Origin of the sequence: Nonomuraea indica, assembly GCF_002850745.1 — a bacterium.
GTDB classification, from domain to species: Bacteria; Actinomycetota; Actinomycetes; order Streptosporangiales; family Streptosporangiaceae; genus Nonomuraea; species Nonomuraea indica.
Window position 1 is genome coordinate 105,613 of the sequence record NZ_KZ559467.1, and the last position, 19,136, is coordinate 124,748.

The window sequence follows — 19,136 nt, forward strand, 5'->3', positions numbered from 1 at the left end:
TGGACTCGTCGGCCCGATCCTGTAGCGTCGAAACGAGCGCTAGGGAGGCTTCGGGTGCGAGAACTCTCCGGCAAGGTCGCGGTGGTCACGGGCGCGGCGAGCGGCATCGGCAGGGCACTGGCCGTCCGCTTCGCGGCGGAGGGCATGTCACTGATGCTGGCCGACGTCGATCCCGGCGGCCTCGCGGAGACGGCGCGGCTGGCGGGCGACACCAAGGTGCTCACCCAGATCGCCGACGTGTCCGACGAGGAGTCGGTGCGCCATCTCGCCGACCGCGCGTTCGGCGAGCTGGGAGCCGTCCACCTGCTGTGCAACAACGCCGGCGTCTACCAGGGCGGCCACCTGTGGACGCGCACCGCCGAAGACTTCACCTGGCTGCTCGGCGTCAACCTGTGGGGCGTGCTGCACGGCGTCGCCGCGTTCGTCCCGCGCATGATCGAGCAGGACACCGAGGGCCACATCGTCAACACCGTGTCGGTGGCCGGCCTGCTGGCCGGGCCGAGGGCCGGCGGTTACGCCGTCAGCAAGTACGCCGCGCTCGCCGCCTCGCAGGCGCTCGCCCACGACCTGATCGCCACCGGCTCCAAGCTGCGCGTCACCGCTCTGTGCCCCGGCGCGGTCCGCACCCGGATCAACCGCTCCGCGCGGGTGCGCCCGTTCCACCTGGCCGTCGCGCCCACCCTCGACGACCTCGACCAGCAGGGCCGCGTCGACGCCGCCGTGGACAAGGGAATCGAGCCGTCACGGGTGGCCGACATGGTCGTCGACGCCGTCCACGAGGAGCGCTTCCTGCTGCTCACCCACCCCGAGCACGAGACCGACCTGCGCAGGCAGACCGAGATCCTGCTCGCGGGCGGGCTGCCCGCGCTCTAGCCGGGGCCGGGTTAGGGGGCTTGCACCGGCCCCGTCCAGGTCGAATGCGCACTGCCGATACACTGAGAGGCACCGCATTCGCCTTTGGGGGGTTGTCTCGGTGTCTGAGTTCGACACAGTGCTGGTGGTCGACTTCGGCGCGCAGTACGCGCAGCTGATCGCCAGGCGTGTGCGCGAGTGCCACGTCTACTCCGAGATCGTCCCCTCGACGATGCCGGTCGAGGAGATGCTGGCCAAGAATCCCAAGGCGATCATCCTGTCCGGCGGGCCCTCTTCCGTCTACGCCGACAACGCCCCCGCCGTGCCGCACGGGCTGTTCGAGACGGGGGTGCCGACGTTCGGCATCTGCTACGGCTTCCAGGCGATGGCGCAGGCGCTGGGCGGCGAGGTGGCACGCACCGGTGTCGCCGAGTACGGCGGCACCCAGCTCGACGTGCACCGCGAGGGCGTGATCTTCGCCGGGCTGCCCGCCGTTCAGAAGGTGTGGATGTCCCACGGCGACAGCGTCGCCGCCGCGCCCGACGGCTTCACGGTGACCGCCTCGACGCGCGAGACGCCGGTCGCCGCCTTCGAGCACCCCGGGCGCGGCCTGTACGGCGTGCAGTTCCACCCCGAGGTGCTGCACAGCGAGCACGGCCAGGCCGTGCTCAGACACTTCCTCGACGCGGCCGGCTGCCGCCCGACGTGGACCATGCTCAACATCGTGGAGGAGTCCGTCGAGGCGGTCCGCCGGCAGGTGGGCGACGGTCGGGCCATCTGCGCGCTGTCCGGCGGCGTCGACTCCGCGGTGGCCGCCGCGATCGTCCAGCGGGCCATCGGAGACCGGCTCACCTGCGTGTTCGTCGACCACGGGTTGCTGCGCAAGGGCGAGGCCGAGCAGGTCGAGCGCGACTTCGTGGCCGCCACGGGCGTCAAGCTGCGCGTCGTCGACGCCGCCGACCGCTTCCTCAAGGCGCTGGAGGGCGTCAGCGATCCGGAGGAGAAGCGCAAGATCATCGGGCGTGAGTTCATCCGCGTCTTCGAGGACGAGCAGCGTGCGATCATGGCCGACGGCCCGGTCGACTTCCTCGTGCAGGGCACCCTCTATCCCGACGTGGTCGAGTCGGGCGGCGGCACCGGCACCGCCAACATCAAGTCCCACCACAATGTCGGCGGCCTGCCCGAGGACCTCCAGTTCGAGCTGGTCGAGCCGCTGCGCGCGCTGTTCAAGGACGAGGTGCGCCGGGCCGGCGAGGAGCTGGGCCTGCCGGCCGCCATGGTGTGGCGGCAGCCGTTCCCCGGCCCCGGCCTCGGCATCCGCATCGTCGGCGAGGTCACCCGCGAGCGGCTCGACCTGCTGCGCGAGGCAGACGCGATCGCCCGCGAGGAGCTGTCCCGCGCCGGTCTCGACCGGGACATCTGGCAGTGCCCGGTGGTGCTGCTCGCCGACGTGCGCTCGGTGGGCGTCCAGGGCGACGGCCGCACCTACGGCCACCCGGTGGTGCTGCGCCCGGTGACCTCCGAGGACGCGATGACGGCCGACTGGGCGCGGGTGCCGTACGACGTGCTGGCGCGCATCTCCACCCGCATCACCAACGAGGTGCGCGAGGTCAACCGGGTGGTGCTCGACGTGACGAGCAAGCCGCCGGGCACCATCGAGTGGGAGTGACCGCCGGCGACGGGCACGCCTGACGGGCCACGCCTGACGGGCACGTCTGACGGGCACGCCTGACGGGCGCCGCCCCGGCGGGAGCGCGATCACGAAAGGCGCGTGACCGGCGACTCCCGCTCGGCGTCCGTCTCGCGGCGTCCGCGCGGCAGGCGCGCCATCCTCGCCACGCTCGCCACCAGCAGCGGGAGGAGCAGCATCCCGATGTGGACGGGGGCGGCCATGTAGCGGAAGTCCTGGGCCGAGATGTTGGCCAGGATGACGAGCTGCTGTCCCGCGACCACCGCCGCCACGGCTGGCACGTACCTGTTGCGCAGCGCCCACGCGGCCAGCCCCACCGCCAGGTACGACACGTACGACCACAGCGCCCCCCGCCACAGGAGCCAGTCGTAGCGCGGAGCCGCCGTGCTCACCAGCCACGCGTCGGCGGCCTGGTGGAGGGGCTCCGAGATCGGCCGCAACGAGAACAGGTGCCGCTCGGGGAAGTCCGGCACCTTGTCCGGGCCTACGTAGCTCTCGGCGGTCGGCCTGCGGGAGAAGTGGTAGGTCTCGCCGCCGACGGCCCACTCGTCCTGAGTGATCTTCCAGGCGATGGCGCCGCGGCACAGCCGGGCGTCCACGACGAGTCCGGGCCGCTCCAGCAGCAGGCGCTTCCAGAGATCCAGCAGCTCGCCCGCCCGCGCGTCGGCCTGCTGCCAGCTGAAGTCGTCGCGCCAGATCAACGGGTTGATCGTGTGGCAGGTGCCGCCGGACGTCCACCGCGACAGCGGCGCCACGGCCGCCATGACGGCCCTGTCCCGGTGGTCGAACAGCTCCGGATGGCCGCGGTACAGCACCGCGATGTCGCCGAAGGCCGTGTGGTACACGTACGTCTTCGACGGGGCGGCGATGCCGGCCAGCGGGAACACCAGGTTGGTGAGCAGGACCGGGAGGGCCGCCGCGGCCGTGCCGACGAGCGCCAGCCGTACCTTCATGACGCGGACCACGAGCACCAGCACCACGACGGTGACCGCCACGATCAGGAAGCCGTTCGCCCTGAACAGGCCCAGCGCCGTCATGAGCGCGCCGAGACCGGCCAGCCGCCCGGGGGTGACAATCCGCGCCGCCGCCATGCCCGCGCACGACGCCGCGATGGCCACCACGCACAGGGTGAACGGCACGTCCTTCCACAGGGTGACCGCGAACGCGCCGACCGGCGGCAGGAACGGCATCAGCACGGCGACCGCCGTCGTGGAGCGTGGCGGCGCGCCGAGCGCGCGCAGGGCGGTCGCCAGGTAGGTGAGCGTGGCCGCCATGGCCGTCGTCTGCAGCAGTGTGACCAGGCCGAGGTCACCGCTCACCCGCACGCTCAGCCACAGCAGAGCGTCGTAGACGACGGAATGGTCGCTCACCCAGGGGCCGGCCATGGTGTGACTCAGGTAGAGCACCGAGTCCCGGCTGAACAGGCCGGGATGGTAGGCAAGCCACCAGCACACGAGCACGGCCTGAATGGCGAGGAAAGTCGCGAACGTCCCCCGTCGCGATGCCTTCGCGTTGTGCATGACTCCCATCCCGGCCGGCGGGACTCCTCCCGCGGCCTAGGGGTAGCTGACTCCGGCTTCGAGCCGCTTGCCGCCGAGCAGCGTGGGCACGGTGACGAGGTGGTACCCGCGCTTCTTCAGCGCTCTGACGATCGCCGGCATGGCCTTGACGGTCTGCGGGACCACGTCGTGCATGAGGATCACCGCGTCACGCCTCGCCAGCCGGAGGACGGCCGCCCTGATCCGCTCGGCGTCCCGCACCTTCCAGTCGAGCGTCGTGCCCGTCCACATGACCTGCGCGAGCCCCTGCTCGCCGGCCAGGCGCAGCACCCGCTCGTCGGTGTGCCCGTAGGGCGGGCGGAACATCGTCACCCGCCGGCCCGTGGCGTCCTCGATGACCGTCTGGGCGAGCCGGAGCTCGTCGAGGATCTCGTGGTCGCTCGACGACGTCAGGGACGGGTGACCGTAGGTGTGGTTGCCCACCGCGTGACCCTCGGCGGCGACCTTCCGCGCGATGTCCGGGAACTGCTCGACGTGCTTGCCCATGAGGAAGAAGGTGGCCTTGGCCTTCTCCTTCCGCAGCACGTCCAGCAGGGCAGGGGTCCGCTTGCCCGGCCCGTCGTCGAACGTCAGGGCGATGCACTTCACCCGCGCGCAGTCGACCTTCGCCTGGGCCCCTGACGTCGGAGCGCCACCCAACACCAGCGAGACCGCAAGTAACCCCTGAATCACCACAGGTGCCACTTTATGGTGAATGCGCACCCTGTGCGTCCCGAGGACGCGGCCGCGCCCGCGACATCAACGGATCGTGAGCAGGCGGGTGAACTCGGCCGGCAGGTCGACGCCGTCCCACACCCGGTGGAAGCTGAGCGCCTCCCCGATCGGCACCATCCGGTCGACGCCCCGCCCCGCCAGCGTCGCCGCCAGCTCGGCCAGCTCGGCGCGTGCGAAGCCGAAGTAGGTCATCGTCTGGTCCGCGCGCCGCACCAGGCCCGCGAGCTCGGCCGGCGAGGCGATCCGGGCGTGCGCGAACGTGCCCGTGCCCAGCCAGCGACGCGGCGCCAGCTCCGGCGCGGTCAGGACCACGTCGGCCACCGCGTTGCCGTGGAAGCCGATCGCCCGCGCCGCGCCGTCGGCGGCGAGGCCGTAGGTGGCGACCCGCTTCTCGACCGCCATCGCGGCGTCCACCGTCCAGCCCCGTCGCGCCACCGCCCGTGCCAGGCACGTGGTGAAGTCGTCACGGGCCGTGTCGCACTCGGCGGGCGCGCCGACCCAGAAGACGGTACGCGGCGACGAGCAGGCGGCCTGGTCGAACCAGTAGGCGTCGGCGGCGAACCCGTCGGCCAGCGCCTCCCGCGTGCCGGGCGACGCGGCCAGCCACGCCGAGGCCAGGACCAGCGCGAAGGACGACCGGTCGGGGAAGGCGAGATCGCGCGCGTGCGGTGCGAGCGGATGCCGCCGCACCTCGTCCACGGTGCGGTCGCCGCCCCACACCACCCGCAGGTCGCAGGCCGCGGACAGGGCGGCCGTGACGGCGTCGGAGCGGCCGTAGGAGACGATCCGCTGGGTCGCGGCCACGGCCTCGGCCACCTCCCGGTCGGCCTCGTCGAGCGTCTCCAGCAGGGTGTCCACGAGCAGCGCGGCCACCGCGCCCGCCCGGGAGGAGAGCCGGACCACGTTGCGGTTGCCCATCAGGGCCGACAGGGCCCATGAGTAGACGAAGACGGTGTCGACGTTGGCGGGCGGGATGTGGAACACCAGACCGCGCGGCACTCGTACGTGCTCGCCGCCGCGCGTCTCCTCGACGGTCCGCGCCAGCTCCCGCGGCCGCAGGAAGAAGCCGAGCGAGGCCAGCTCGGGATGGCGGCGGGCGAGCTCGGGACGCAGCAGCCGCCGCCCGAACGCGCCGAGGAAGTCGCGCACCCGCTCGTCGCCGACACCGAGACTCCCCGCTCCGGCCATCCCATCGAGCAGCCCTTCGACGTCCACCCGGGCGCCGGGGTCCAACGGACCGGCCGCATCCCGGGCGCCGGGGCGCAACGGGCCGGCCGCATCCAGGGCGCCGGAACGCGACGGACCGGCCGCATCCCGGGCGGTCGCCCTTCCGGGGAACCGCACCGCCAGCTCGTCGCTCGGGGGCGCGTCCATCAGGCGGCCACCTCTCCGGCGGTGTCGCTGCACCCGCGGGTCTCCGCCCGCGGCAGCCGCCCCAGCACCGAGAACCGCTTGCCCGGCCACACCCCGTCGTCCACCCCGTGCACCACCCCGAGGTCCTCGGTGAGCAGCACGTGCCCCGGATAGGACGTCGGCAGCGTGCTCACCACCTCGATCACCCCAGGCACGCCCGGCGGCGCCTCCCGCCACGTCTCCGGGTCGCGGATCACCACGTCGGCGAAGTCGGGACAGTAGAGCCCGTCACCCTCCGGCCCTTCGAGGAACACCGTGCCGATCTGCTCCACCATGCCGTAGAAGTCATGGATCCGGCTCAGCCCGCACTCCGCGCCCAGCCGGCGGCGGAAGGCGGCGTTGTCCACGGCCTGGTCGGCCAGCTTCTTCCAGCCGCCCGAATGGATGAGCACGCCCTGGGAGAGGTCGGCCCGCAGCGCCGGCAGGTGCAGCCAGACCATGAAGGTGAAGCCGAACACCAGGAACGGCGCGTGGCCGTGCCGCGCCAGGAAGGCCTCGACCGCCCGCCGGTCGAGGCCGCCCCGCTCGTCGAGCACGAAGGTGTGGTCGCGGCCGAAGTTCATCATTCCCAGCACCCCGGCGCCACGGGCGCTCAGCGCCGTCGCGCGGGTCACCGCCCGGCTGTCCACGATGAGCATCGGCAGCCGCCGCTCGCCCAGCACCGCCCGCAGCGTCGCCGCCAGCATGCGTGGCTGCGCCGCCGCCGCCTCGCGGTCGAGGTAGACGCGGCTGGGCGCCTGCCCGGTGGTGCCGCTGGACGTGAGCACCCTGAACACCTGCTCCTCGGGCACGCTGCGCAGCTCGTGCGTCTTGAACAGCCGCACCGGCAGCCACGGCAGGTCCGCCACCCGCTCGTACGGCCCCGCCGCGCCGATCGCCTCCAGAATCCTCTGGTACGGCGGGCAGGCGCGCCGGTGCCACTCGGTCAGCTCGGCCAGCCGGGGCAGCAGCGCCGCCTCCCGCTCGTCGGCCGTCAGCCGGAAGACGCTCACCCCGCGCCTCCCCTCGCCCGCGGGGCTCCTGGGCGGTCCGGCGGGCTCATGCGCGGGACTCCAGCGCGCGGTAGTCGATCTTGCCCGTGGTGAGCAGCGGCAGCCGGTCCACCGCCCGCACGTCGAAGCCGCTCCAGTGCAGCCGCAGCTCGGTGCCCAGCCGCCGGGCCAGCCGGGCGCACCCGTCGCGGTCGAGGCCCTCGGCCCACACCGTGACGCGGTCGTCGCCGCTCGTCGCCGCCACCGGGCCGCAGTCGCGCAGCAGCCCCTCGACGTCGTCGAGGTTGACCCGCACCCCGAAGATCTTGGCGATGCGCTTGACCCGGCCCGTGAGATAGAGGAAGCCCTCGTCGTCGAGGCGGCCGAGGTCGCCGGTGCGCAGCACGCCGCCCAGGTCGTCGCCCCGGGCCAGGTCGGCTGCCGTCTCGGCGTAGCCCATCATGACGTTGGGGCCGTGGTAGACGACCTCGCCGTCGTCGACGGTCAGGCGGCCGCCGGGGACGGCCTGCCCGCACGATCCCGGCTTGCCGGCCAGGTGGCGCGGGGCCAGGACGGAGATGCGGGCGGTCGCCTCGGTCTGGCCGTACATGACGAAGAACCGCTCCGCCTTGGCGGCGAACTCGCCGAGCAGCTCGGCCCGCAACCGCCCGCCCGCCTGGGTCATCGTGGTGAGCGTGGGGTGCTCGGCCGGGTCGAAGCGGAGCCTGCGCAGCATCTCGTACTGGTAGGGGACGGCGGCGAGCGAGGTGCAGCCGTGGCCGTCGAGGTGGGTCCAGAAGGACCGCTCCAGCAGCCCCGCGTCGGTCAGCACCACGGCGGCGCCCGCGGCGAGGTGGCTGTTGAGCACCGACAGGCCGTAGCTGTAGTGCAGCGGGAGGCTGGTCGGGGCGATGTCGCCGGGGCCGATGGCCAGGGTGGTGGCGATGGCCCGGGCGTTGGCCAGCACGGCCCGCCGGGACAGGCGGACGAGCTTGGGGTTGCCGGTCGAGCCCGAGGTGGCCAGCAGCAGGGCCAGGTCGGGATGGGGGTCGGGGGCCTCGCGGCGGCCACGCGGCGAGCCCTCGACGGCGTGCGCGAATCCGAACACCGCTGTCGGCCGGAACCTCCTGATCAGCATGGTCAGCGCGCCGGGGGAGAGGTCGGCGTCGAGCAGCGCCACCGGCGTGCCGGCCCGCAGGGCGGCGAGGTAGCGCACCACCGAGCTCAGGTCGTTGCGCATGCCGCAGAACACCGGGCCGGGCGGCACGCGGGTCAGGACCCGCGCCGCCCGTTCGATCCGCGCGGCCAGCTCGGCGCCCGCGAGCGCGCCCGGCTCGCCCGCGACGACGAGCCGCGCGTCCGGGTGCGGGAATGCGTCCATGGCAGGTCCATCCGTCGTGTCGGCTCTCACAGCACCAGCCCGCCGTCGACGCCGATGACCTGGCCGGTGATGAAGGAGGCGGGCTCGGACAGCAGGAACGCCACGGCGGCGGCCACGTCGGCGGGCCTGCCGAGACGGCCGAGCGGTGTCGCGGCGACCGTCGCCGCCCGCGCGTCGTCGCCGAGCGTGGCGAGCATGCCGGTGTCGATGTAGCCGGGCGCCACGGCGTTGACCCGGACACCGGCCGGGCCCAGCTCCTTCGCGGCGGCCACGGTCAGCCCGAGCAGCGCGGCCTTGGTGGCGGCGTAGACGGCCTGACCCGGGGCGCCGCGCACCCCCATGATCGACGAGACGAGCACCACGGCCGGGCGGGTGCCCCGCCGCAGCAGTCGGACCGCCGACTGCAGCGTGTGGACCGCACCCGTCGCGTTGGCCGCGAAGAGCCGGGACACCGTGGCGGTCGGCGTCATGCCGAGCAGGCCCGCCTCGTGCACGCCCGCGTTGACCACCAGGGCGTCGAGCCGGCCGTGACCGCGGTGGATCCCGCGCATCACGGCGGCCACGGCCTCGGCGTCGGCCACGTCGCCGTGCGCGGGGAAGGCGCGGCCACCGGTCTCGGCGGCCACCTCGGCGGCGGCCTTCGCCGCCCGCTCCCGGTCGCGGCCGTGCACGACCACGTCGTGCCCGGCGGCGGCCAGCGCGACGGCGACGGCCCGCCCGATGCCCGCGGTCGAGCCCGTGACCAGGGCCACGCGCGGACCTGCGGCGGCCGGATCGGGACGCGGCTCAGGACGAAGCGCCGGCACCGTGCTTCTCCAGCAGCCGGACCGCGTGGGTGAACGAGCTCATGTCGATCATCTCGTCGGTGTCGATCATGATGTCGAACTCGTCCTCGATCGCGGCGACCAGTGCCATGTGGGCCAGCGAGTCCCACTGCGGGATCGCCCGGTATCGGAGGTCGTCGACGTCGGCTCCGGCCGGGAGGCCCAGGGAGACGCGGAAGACGTCGCGCAGCCGGTCGAGGTGGATCATGATCACTCACTCTCTGTGGTCGAACCGAGACGTAGTGTAGCTCTGATCGCGCATGGCTCAAACCGAGACCCCGTCGCGGGTAATGGAACCGTATAACGCCGGATGGCGCGGGGGCGCGGCTGCGAATGTCGGACGGGGCGCGCCCACCGCTACAGGGGAAATGATGGACGAATCAAATCACTGGTACGGTCACTCCCGCATTCTCGGCACCTACTGCGGGCTGCCCGACGACACCCCCCGGCGTATTCAGGGGTTTGTCCAGCACGGCTGGAACTATTTGCATGGATTTCCACCCAACGACCATTGGTGCAGCCCGGGATATCCCCGTTTCATCTGGAGTGACGTGCTCAGACGCCGCGGCTGGTCCATGGGGCGCAGGGGCCATTACCTCATCGGCGCCCCCTGGATATACCTGCTCGACATGGAGCCCGACCTCGGCCGGATTCCCGAGGCCGAACGCCGCGGCACCATCTGGTACCCCTTCCACGGCTGGGAGAAGGGCGCGGTCGACGGCGACCACTTCCGGCTCGCCGCCGAGATACGCGAGGTCGAGACCGGCCCGGTGACGGTGTGCCTTTACTGGCTGGAGTTCGGCGATCCGGACATCAGGCGCGCGTACGAGTCGGCCGGTTTCCGGGTGGTCTGCCACGGCGACCGGGGGTCCCGCTGGGACGGCAGGGGCCGCGACTTCCTGCGCCGGCAGCTCACCGAGCTGCGCCGGCACCGCCGCGTCGCCTCCAACCGCCTCGGCAGCGCGCTGTTCTACGGCGCGTCCGTCGGCTGCGACGTCGCCGTCTACGGGGATCCGATGCAGTTCGAGGGGGAGCGGCCCGAGTACGGCGGCACGGCCCGGCGGATGCGGTTGTGGCCCGAGCTGCACGGGGTGCGCGTCGACCCCGGGCTGGCCGCCGAGGCCGCGCGGCGCGAGCTGGGGTTCGACCATCAGGCGACACCGGAGGAGCTGCTGCGCATGTTCGGCTGGAAGCGGGTGCGATGCGCGTGAACGAGACGCCGGGCAACGTCCGCATGATCGGCGGCGAGATGCTGCTCTGGTCCGACGCCGACGCGGCCACCGACTGGCGGGGGGTCGGCCTGGAGCTGGCCGGTCGGCTCCTCCCGGCGAGCGGCCGGGTGCTGCTGGCCGGCCCGCACGCCGCCGGGCTGGTCGCCGCCGTCGCCGATCGGGCGGGCCACGCCGCCGTCCTCGTCCGCTCCCATCCGGACGCGTGCGCCCTGGCCGGACGTCACCCCTCGCTGACCGTCCACTGCGGCCGGCTGCGCGCGCTGACGGAGGAGGAGCCGTACGACCTGGTGCTGGCGCTCGACGGCCTGGGACGCACGCACTCCGCCGAGGAGCCCGCCCCGTCGTGGCAGGAGTCGTTCGAGGCGCTGGCCCGGCTCGTCCCGCCCGGCGGCCGGCTCGTCCTCGCGGTCCCCAACGACCTGGGCGTCGACCGGTTCGTCGAGGCCAGGCCGCCCGACCGGCAGGGCGCCGACGGCGACTGGGAGCCCCGGGGCTTCGACCCCACCCACCCCTGCGGCCCGGCCGCGCTCGACGCGGCCCTGGCCGCGGCGGGCCTGGTGACCGAGGGCCGCTACGCCGCCTACCCGGGCCGCGACGCGCCGCGCGCGCTGCTCGCGAGCGAGCTGCTGGCCCAGGAGCTCCCGGAGGCGCTCACGGTCCCCCTCGCCGCCCGCGGCGGCGACACCATGCTGGTGGCCGACCCGCTCCGGCTGACCCGGCTGGCCTTCCGGCACGGTCTCGGCGAGCACCTCGCGCCCCTGTGGGTGGCGGTGGCGACCCGTCCCGCCGCCGGCCTTCCCGCCGAACCGCTCGCCGGGCTCCTGCCCGCCGGGCTGGTCGAGGTGGGCCGGGTCGTGCACGAGGTCACGGCCACCACCACCAGGCGGCTGCCCGACGGCAGCCCGCGGCCGATCCCGCGCGGGCGCGTCCTGGAGGAGGTGCTGGTCGAGGCGTGCGCCCGGGAGGACGTGCGGTCGATCCGCCACCTGCTCGCCAGACTCGCCGACTGGGTCGAGGACGGCGGCGACGCGCCCGCCGACAACCTCGTCTGGGACGGCGAACGGTTCGCCGCCGTCACCCCGCTGCCCGCGCCGACCGGCCCCGTCGCCGCGCGGGTGGTGCTCTGCCGCATCCTGTGGCGGTTCGCCGTACGCCTGCTGGCCGCCGGGCATCACCATCCGTGGCCGTGGCCGCAGGCGGCCGACGAGCTCGCGCTGACCCTGTGCGGCATGGCCGGCCGGCCGTGCGGCGAGGACGACCTCGACCAGGCGCGCAAGCTCGACGCCGAGCTGGGGGAGCCGGCCGGGCCGGCGACCGCGCCCGCCTACCGCGACCTGCTGGCCGCGCACGACCGGCTGTCCGACCGGCTCACGGCGACTCTGGCCAGGGTCGCCCGCCTGGAGACCAAGCTCAGCTACCGCGAGCGGGAGTTGGTGCGCGCCAGGGCCAAGCTGCGCAGGACCCAGCGCAAGGCCGCCGCCCTGCGCAGCAGCCTCGGCCACCGCCTCTCACGCCGCCTCGCCCGCCCCCGCAAGGCCGCCCGCAGGATGCTGCGCCTGCTGTCCGGCTGATCGAGAGGAGCACCCGTGCCGATCCTGTCGGTGATCGTCCCGTTCCACGACGTCGAGAGATACCTCGGCCCCTGCCTGGACTCGCTGGCCGCCCAGACCCTGCGCGACCTGGAGGTGATCTGCGTCGACGACGGCAGCGGCGACGGAGGGGCGGCCGTGGTCGAGGCCCGCATGGCGGCCGACCCGCGCGTGCGGCTCGTCCGGCAGGACAACCATGGCGTCGGCCGGGCCCGCAACACCGGCCTGCGGCACGCGACCGGCCGCTACCTGGCGTTCGTGGACGGCGACGACATCGTGCCGCCGCGGGCGTTCCACCGGCTGGTGACGTCGCTGGAGTCCACCGGGTCCGACCTGGCGTGCGGCAACGTCATGCGGCTGCACCGCAACCTGCTCGTCCCCTCGTGGGCGCACCGGGAGGCGTTCGCCCGGCCGCTGCGGCGCACCCACATCACCCGCCACCCGCTGCTGGTGCGCGACCGCATGCTCTGGAACAAGGTCTACCGGCGCTCGTTCTGGGAGTCGCTCGGGCTGAGATTCCCCGAGCGGATGTACGAGGACCAGCCGGTCGCCATGGCCGCCCACGTGGGCGCGTCCTCGGTCGACGTGCTCAAGGGGGTCGTCTACCACTGGCGGCTGCGCGACGAGCGCTCCTCCATCACCGAGCGGCGCCTGGAGCCGGCCAACCTGCGCGACCGCCTGCTGTCGGTGCTGGAGACGTCGTCGCTGCTCGCCGAGCGGGCGCCGCAGCTCATGCCGTACTTCGACCGCGACACGCTCGACATCGACCTGGCCGTCGCGGTGGAGGCGGTGGCCGGCCTGGGGGCCGCCGCCGACGCCGAACTGCTCGACCTCGCCTGCGGCTACCTCGACGGGGTCGAGCCCGAGGCGCTTCTGAGCCTGCCGTTCGCGCGCCGGCTCATGGTCCGCCTGCTGCACCTGCGCCGCCTGGAGGAGCTGGCGGCCGTGTTCGACCGGGACCGTGACGGCCGCCTGTGGCCGCGCCTTTCCGCCGACGGTCTCGTGCGCAGGCGCTGGTACGCCCGGCATCCGGCCCTGCCGCGCCCCCTGGCGGAGGTGACGGGCGAGCTGGCCCTGACCGCCCGGCTGCTCGACATCGGCTGGCGCGACGGCCTGCTGTGCGGCGAGGGCTGGGCGACGGTCGGGCGGTTCGCGGTCGAGGAGCTGCGGCGGATGCGCGTACGCGTCTGGCTGCAGGAGCGCGGGACGGGCGACAGGATGGCGCTGGGGGAGGAGATCGTCTCGCCCGCGTGGCGCAGCGTGGCCCAGGAGGGCGGGGGCGCGGTGCCCGAGCACGGCTTCTGCTTCGGGTTCGCGCTGGACCCGGCGGCGCTGGGCCCGGCGCGGCGGGCTCGTGAGGGACGCTGGGACCTGTGGGTGGAGCTGAAGGGCGCGGGGCTGCGGCTGGCGGCCAAGGTGGCGGGGCCGCGCTGGCTGCCGCCCTCGGTGCCGGCGCCGGTCCGCCTGACGGCCGCCGAGCCGCCGTTCGTCCCGGCCCCGCGCCGCGTGACCGACCCGGCCGCCCTCCGCGTCCCGTCCCGCGACGTGGCCACCAGCCGTCCGGGAGCCCGGTCCCGACCGGCGCCCGACGAGCCGTCCCGACCGGGGGACCCGTCCCGGCGCGGGGACGCCGAGCCGCCGTTCGTCCCGGCGCCGCGACCGGTGCCCGTCACACGCGCCCCTGAGTGCCCCGGAACTCCGGACGTCCCGGAGCCCGTGGCCCTGCCGGAGTCGCCGGATGTCGCGGAGTCCCCAGCCCTCGCGGAGTCCCCGGCCCTCGCGGAGTCCCCGGCCCTCGCGGAGTCCCCGGCCCTCGCGGAGTCCCCGGCCCTTGCGGAGTCCCCGGCCCTCGCCGAGCCGCCGGGCGTTTCCCAGCCGCCTGCCGTCTCCCGGCCGGTGCGGCGGGCGGGGGTGTGGGTGGTGCCGGTGCGCGGCGGCAGGGGAGTGTGGGGGCTGCGGCTGCGCCGCGCGGAGGCGTTCGTCAGCGAGTGCCGCCTCGACGGGGACACCCTGCTGGTCGCGGGGGAGCTGGCGGATCCGGGCGACGGCGACCCGGTGCTGCGGCTCGTCCGCCGCACCGACGGCGAGGAGATGTACTTCCCCCTGACGCTGGCCGGCCACCGCTTCCGGGCCAGGGTCCCGCTGGGCGACGTGGACGAGCCCGTCGGCCGTGAGTCGTGCTGGGAGGTCGTCATCGACCAGGGCCGCCCGCTCCGCCCTCTCGTCCGTACCCCGGCCCGCCCGGCGGCGACCGTCGCCGGGCGGCGCTTCCAGGTGGACCGGAGCGACGACGGCACCCTCATGCTCGCCGAACGCTGACAACCGACCCCCGGACGACCGACCCTCGGGCGGCCGACCCCGGGCGACCGGACCGCGAATGCCCGGAGCCCGGGCGACCGGACCGGAAACGACTGGGCGTCGCCGGTCCGGCCCTCCGCGATCGGAAGGCTAGGAGCCGAGGATGGACGTCAGGCACTCCACGACCCGGTCCTGCTCGGCGGAGGACAGGTCGGGGAAGAGCGGCAGCGACAACTGCTCGGCGTAGTAGGCCTCCGCCTCCGGGCAGAGCCCGCGCCGGTAGCCCAGGTCCTCGAACACCGGATGCCAGTAGGCCGGGATGTAGTTGACCTGCACCCCGATCCCGGCCGCCCGCATCCGGTCGTACACCTCGCCCCGCCGCCCGTCGCGCACCCGCACGGGGTAGAGGTGCCAGCTCGGCTCCACGTACGGCCGTCGCGCGGGCAGCGTCAGGCCGGGCACCCCGGCGAGCAGGGCGTCGTAGCGGGCGACCAGCTCGGCCCGCCGGGCCCTGAACGCGGCGAGGCGGCGCAGCTGGCTCGCGCCGAGGGCGCACAGCACGTCGGGCAGCCGGTAGTTGAGCCCGAACTCGTGCACCTCCTGGTGCCAGCCGCCGTGGCCGGGGTCGCGCTGTTCGGCCGGGTCGCGGACCAGTCCGTGGTTGCGGAAGCGGGCGGCCCGCCGGAACCGCTCGGGGTCGGCGACGGCCACCGCGCCGCCCTCGGCGGTGGTGACCGTCTTGGTGGGGAAGAACGAGAACGTCGTCAGGTCGGCGAGCCGCCCCACCGGCAGGCCCTTGTAGGTGGAGCCGATGGAGTGGGCGGCGTCGGCGACGAGCACCGCACCGGCCCGGGTGGCGACCTCGCGCAGCTCGTCGTAGTCGGCCGGGTGGCCGGCGTAGTCGACGGCGGTGACGGCCCGGGTGCGCCCGGAGACGGCGGCCGAGGCGGCGTCCGGGCAGAGCGTGCCGGTGTCGGGCCGGATGTCGGCGAAGACCACCCGCGCCCCGCGCAGCGCGGCCGTCGCCGCCGTCGCCACGAAGGTCAGCGGCGAGGTGACCACCTCGTCTCCGGGCGCCACCCCGGCGGCCACGTAGGCGACGTGCAGGGCGGCGGTGCCGGAGGTGACGGCCAGACAGGGGACGCCGCCGGTCCAGCGTGCCAGCTCCGCCTCGAACCGCCCGACGGCGGGCCCCGTGGTCAGCCAGTCGCCGCGGAGCACCTCGACGACCGCCTCCACGTCGTCGTCACTGATCGACTGCTTGCCGTACGGGAGCATCAGACGCCGACCGTCACCATCTCGCGCAGTTGCTCCACCGACAGCCAGCGGTCATTGGTGTCGGAGCGGTAGGCGAAGCCCTCCGGCAGCATCTGGCCGCCCTGCGGCGGCACGTAGCCCCAGGTCGCGATCGTCGGCAGCACGACGTAGCGGTCGGCGAGGAGCAGCGTGCGGCGGCCGTCGTCGGGCGCGATCATCTCCTCGTGCAGCTTCTCGCCCGGCCGGATGCCCACCTCGTAGACCGGGTTGCGGGGGGCCAGCGCCTCGGCCAGGTCGGTGATGCGCATGCTGGGGATGCGCGGCACGTACAGCTCGCCGCCGCGCATGAGGTCGAAGGAGTCGACGACGAAGCGCACCGCCTGGTCGAGCGTGATCCAGAAGCGGGTCATCCGCTTGTCGGTGATCGGCAGCGTGGCCCCCTCGCGGGCGAGCCGCTGGAAGAACGGCACCACCGAGCCCCGGCTGCCGACCACGTTGCCGTAGCGGACGACGGAGAAGCGGGTGACATGGCTGGCGGCGTAGTGGTTGGCCGACACGAAGAGCTTGTCGGCGACGAGTTTCGTCGCGCCGTAGAGGTTGATCGGGCTGGACGCCTTGTCGGTGGACAGCGCGACGACCTTCTGCACGCCCGCGTCGATGGCGGCCTCCACGACGTTCTGCGAGCCGGCGACGTTGGTGCGGACGTACTCGAACGGGTTGTACTCGGCCGTGTCGACCTGCTTGAGCGCCGCCGCGTGCACCACGTGCTCGACCCCGTGCATGGCCCTGGCCAGCCGGTCGCGGTCGCGCACGTCGCCGATGAACCAGCGCAGCCGCTTGTCGTCGCCGAACTGCTGGCGGACCTCGTACTGCTTGAGCTCGTCGCGGGAGAAGACGACGAGGCGCCGCACGTCGAGAACGTCGAGCGCGTGGCGGATGAACGCCTTGCCGAAGGACCCCGTGCCTCCGGTGATCAGTATTGACGATCCGCTGAGATTGCTCACGGGGCCCCCTGGAATCGCGCTGACGCGCTGTAGTCGTCCGAGCTGGCCGGTAGCATAGCGCGACCGGTCAGCGACGCACGGTCACACGGGGGAATGGGGCTTCGGTGCGCATTGTCGGAATTATTCAGGCCCGGATGGGGTCGACGCGCCTGCCGGGCAAGGTGCTGCGGGAGCTGCGCGGACGGTCGGTGCTGGGCTGGGTGGTGCGCGCCGTCAGGCAGGCGGAGGCGGTGGACGACCTGGTCGTGGCGACCACGACGGAGGCGGCCGACGACGCGGTGGTGGCCGAGTGCCGCAGGCTGGGCGTCGCCTGGCACCGGGGGCCGGTGGACGACGTGCTCAGCAGGTTCGTGGCGGCGGTGGAGGAGCACCCGGGCGAGGCGGTGATGCGCTTCACGGCCGACTGCCCGCTGCTCGACCCGGCGGTGATCCGCGAGGCGGCGCTCGTCTTCCGCGCGGTGCCCGGCCTCGACTACCTGAGCACCAGCCTGGCGCGCACGCTGCCGCGCGGCCTCGACGTCGAGATCGTCAGCCTGCCGGCGCTGCTGCGGGCCGACCGGGAGGCCACGGCCCACCACCGAGCTCACGTCACCTCCTACGTCTACACCTGCCCGGGCACGTCGCGGCTGCTTGGCCTGGCCTACGCGCCGGTCGCCGGCGAGCTGCGGGTCACCCTCGACACGCCGGACGACTGGCGGCTCATCTCCCGCGTCGCCGACGAGTTCGGCGACCGGTGCGTGCCGCACGCGACGCTGGTGGGCTGGCTGCGCGCCCGGCCTGACGTGCGCCTGCTCAACGCGCACGTGCAGCAGAAAGCGCTGCAGGAGTCTTGAGGACGCGGGTCGGCGTCCGCTGTGACGCGGGGGGCGCGCGCGGGGTGGGCCATCTGGTGCGCTGCGTGGCGCTGGCCGAGGAGTTGCGCGGGCGCGGGGTCGAGGTGTGCTTCCTGGGCGACCTGGCGGGGTCGGCGTGGGCGCGGGCGCAGCTGCTGGAGCGCAGGCTGCCGCTCGTCCCGGCGCCCGAACGGCCGGCGCGCCTGGCCGCGCTGGCGCGCGACCTCGAACTCGACGCCGTCGTGCTCGACTCCTACGACCTGCCGCCCGGCACGGGCGCGGCGGTGCGCGAGTCGGCCGCGGTGCTGGCCATCGTCGACGGCGACTCGCCGGGCCAGGACGCCGACCTCTACCTCGACCAGAACCTCGGCGCCGAGCTGCGCCCGGTTCCGCCGCTCACCCGGAGGCTGGCCGGGTCGCGCTACGTGCTGCTGCGCGACAGCGTCCGGCGGCTGCGCCGCAAGGCCGGGGCGCGACGGGCCGTGCCACGCGTGCTGTGCTTCTTCGGCGGCACCGACAGCGCGGGCGTGGCCCCCGCCTGGGCGCGGGCGCTGGCCGACACGGGCCTGCCGTTCCAGGCGACCGTGGTCAGCCCCAAGCCGTTCGCGGTCGAGGGGCCGTTCACCGTCATCCCGCCCACCGACCGGCTGCCCGTGCTGATGGCCGAGGCCGATCTCGTCGTCACCGCGGCCGGCTCGGCCGTGTGGGAGCTGCTCTACCTCGGCGTGCCGGCCGCCCTGACATGGGTGGCGGACAACCAGCTCATCGGGTACGAAGCGTTGGTGGGCCGGGGCATCGCCGCCGGTCTGGGACCGGAGGCGGGCCCAGCCGCCACCAAGGTGCTCGCCTGCCTGCTGGCCGACCCGGCGGCGCGCGAGGAGCTCGGCCGGCGCGGCCACGGCCTGGTCGACGGCAAGGGGCGCGAACGCGTCGCCGACACCCTGCTCGCGCTCATCGGCGGCTGACAGGGTCCACTGGGCGACGTCCCGTGCGACGTCCAGGGCGGGCAGGGACCGGCGGCGCGGCGCGCGTGAGCGTCACCTGTCAGCGTGGGCGGCTGAGGGCGGCCTCGGCCAGATCCGTCCAGGTCCCGGCGGAGGAGTGGGGCACGACCACCCAGTCCTTCACCACCCTGCCCCGCCCCGAGGGGTCGAACAGGGACGCGCCAGGCAGCCCGAGCGCGGCCGTGTGTTCGGGAGTGTCCCTGACGAGCCGGAACACCATCGCGCCGTCGCGCCACAGGCTCGCGAACACCTTGCCCGCCTGGTCCTTGAGCGCGGGGCTCCCCATCATCGTGGAGACCCGTACACCCAGGTCGGCCAGCTCGGCGCCGACCTGCCTGAAGTCCTCTTCCGCGCTCATCGTCAGTAGGTCCCCAACTCCATGGCGGTGTGGCCGGGCGGCTGGTCGTGGCCGGGGCCGCTCCCGTGTGACGCGATCGCCGCGGCTCCGCCTTCCGGCAGCACGGCGATCACGTTAGTCGCCCCGGCGGTGCCGATCAAGGCCGGGAAGGGGCCCC

17 protein-coding genes are annotated in these 19,136 nt (G+C 74.1%); 7 read left to right on the forward strand and 10 right to left on the reverse strand.

The window, feature by feature from the left end; genetic code table 11:
- Positions 1-54 precede the first annotated feature (54 nt).
- Entirely contained in the window at positions 55-873 is an 819-nt protein-coding gene (locus CXR44_RS04610; RefSeq protein ID WP_101783626.1) for an SDR family NAD(P)-dependent oxidoreductase, read from the forward strand.
- A gap of 100 nt (positions 874-973) precedes the next feature.
- On the forward strand, positions 974-2,521 hold the full coding sequence (gene guaA, locus CXR44_RS04615) for a glutamine-hydrolyzing GMP synthase (RefSeq protein WP_101783627.1): 1,548 nt from the start codon (positions 974-976) through the stop codon (positions 2,519-2,521).
- Between the two features lie 89 nt (positions 2,522-2,610).
- Here guaA and CXR44_RS04620 read toward each other — a convergent pair whose 3' ends face one another.
- The 7 genes from CXR44_RS04620 to CXR44_RS04650 all read right to left on the reverse strand — a co-directional run bounded on the left by CXR44_RS04620 (position 2,611) and on the right by CXR44_RS04650 (position 9,612).
- Positions 2,611-3,996, reverse strand: a complete 1,386-nt coding sequence (locus tag CXR44_RS04620) for a hypothetical protein (protein WP_219601674.1) — start codon at positions 3,994-3,996, stop codon at positions 2,611-2,613.
- 102 nt (positions 3,997-4,098) lie between these two features.
- Positions 4,099-4,689, reverse strand: coding sequence for a polysaccharide deacetylase family protein (locus CXR44_RS04625; RefSeq protein ID WP_180903185.1), 591 nt, complete (start codon positions 4,687-4,689; stop codon positions 4,099-4,101).
- A 150-nt stretch (positions 4,690-4,839) separates the two neighbouring features.
- The gene (locus CXR44_RS04630; RefSeq protein ID WP_101783630.1) at positions 4,840-6,189 is read right to left on the reverse strand and encodes an acyl-CoA reductase; all 1,350 of its coding nucleotides are present in this window, start codon (positions 6,187-6,189) and stop codon (positions 4,840-4,842) included.
- The gene (locus CXR44_RS04635; protein ID WP_101783631.1) at positions 6,189-7,220 is read right to left on the reverse strand and encodes a LuxE/PaaK family acyltransferase; all 1,032 of its coding nucleotides are present in this window, start codon (positions 7,218-7,220) and stop codon (positions 6,189-6,191) included. The genes CXR44_RS04630 and CXR44_RS04635 overlap by 1 nt, the downstream gene beginning before the upstream one ends.
- Before the next feature lie 46 nt (positions 7,221-7,266).
- On the reverse strand, positions 7,267-8,580 hold the full coding sequence (locus tag CXR44_RS04640; RefSeq protein WP_101783632.1) for an AMP-binding protein: 1,314 nt from the start codon (positions 8,578-8,580) through the stop codon (positions 7,267-7,269).
- Positions 8,581-8,606: 26 nt separating this feature from the next.
- Entirely contained in the window at positions 8,607-9,332 is a 726-nt protein-coding gene (locus CXR44_RS04645) for an SDR family NAD(P)-dependent oxidoreductase (protein WP_245898837.1), read from the reverse strand.
- 34 nt (positions 9,333-9,366) lie between these two features.
- Positions 9,367-9,612: an acyl carrier protein gene (locus tag CXR44_RS04650; RefSeq protein WP_245898838.1), complete on the reverse strand. Its 246-nt coding sequence runs from the start codon at positions 9,610-9,612 to the stop codon at positions 9,367-9,369.
- 343 nt (positions 9,613-9,955) lie between these two features.
- Here CXR44_RS04650 and CXR44_RS04655 point away from each other — a divergent pair, with 343 nt between their 5' ends.
- From CXR44_RS04655 to CXR44_RS04665, 3 genes are read left to right on the forward strand one after another with little or no spacing between them, the layout of a single operon-like run.
- A complete protein-coding gene (locus tag CXR44_RS04655; protein WP_245898839.1) occupies positions 9,956-10,615 on the forward strand; it encodes a hypothetical protein in 660 nt (219 codons plus the stop codon).
- Entirely contained in the window at positions 10,606-12,207 is a 1,602-nt protein-coding gene (locus CXR44_RS04660; RefSeq protein ID WP_101783635.1) for a class I SAM-dependent methyltransferase, read from the forward strand. The genes CXR44_RS04655 and CXR44_RS04660 overlap by 10 nt, the downstream gene beginning before the upstream one ends.
- Before the next feature lie 15 nt (positions 12,208-12,222).
- Complete coding sequence (locus CXR44_RS04665; RefSeq protein ID WP_101783636.1) at positions 12,223-14,544, forward strand: glycosyltransferase; 2,322 nt, start codon at positions 12,223-12,225, stop codon at positions 14,542-14,544.
- Between the two features lie 129 nt (positions 14,545-14,673).
- Here CXR44_RS04665 and CXR44_RS04670 read toward each other — a convergent pair whose 3' ends face one another.
- Positions 14,674-15,801: a DegT/DnrJ/EryC1/StrS family aminotransferase gene (locus CXR44_RS04670; RefSeq protein WP_101783637.1), complete on the reverse strand. Its 1,128-nt coding sequence runs from the start codon at positions 15,799-15,801 to the stop codon at positions 14,674-14,676.
- A complete protein-coding gene (pseB, locus tag CXR44_RS04675; RefSeq protein ID WP_101783638.1) occupies positions 15,801-16,784 on the reverse strand; it encodes a UDP-N-acetylglucosamine 4,6-dehydratase (inverting) in 984 nt (327 codons plus the stop codon). Before pseB ends, CXR44_RS04670 begins: the two co-directional genes overlap by 1 nt.
- A 104-nt stretch (positions 16,785-16,888) precedes the next feature.
- Here pseB and CXR44_RS04680 point away from each other — a divergent pair, with 104 nt between their 5' ends.
- A complete protein-coding gene (locus tag CXR44_RS04680) occupies positions 16,889-17,617 on the forward strand; it encodes a cytidylyltransferase domain-containing protein (protein ID WP_101783639.1) in 729 nt (242 codons plus the stop codon).
- Positions 17,614-18,582 carry a PseG/SpsG family protein gene (locus CXR44_RS04685; RefSeq protein WP_101783640.1) on the forward strand — a complete coding sequence of 323 codons (969 nt, stop codon included), beginning with the start codon at positions 17,614-17,616 and terminating at the stop codon, positions 18,580-18,582. Before CXR44_RS04680 ends, CXR44_RS04685 begins: the two co-directional genes overlap by 4 nt.
- Positions 18,583-18,661: 79 nt before the next feature.
- Here the strand turns inward: CXR44_RS04685 and CXR44_RS04690 are convergent, their stop codons facing one another.
- A complete protein-coding gene (locus CXR44_RS04690; RefSeq protein WP_101783641.1) occupies positions 18,662-18,979 on the reverse strand; it encodes a hypothetical protein in 318 nt (105 codons plus the stop codon).
- Positions 18,980-19,136 lie beyond the last annotated feature (157 nt).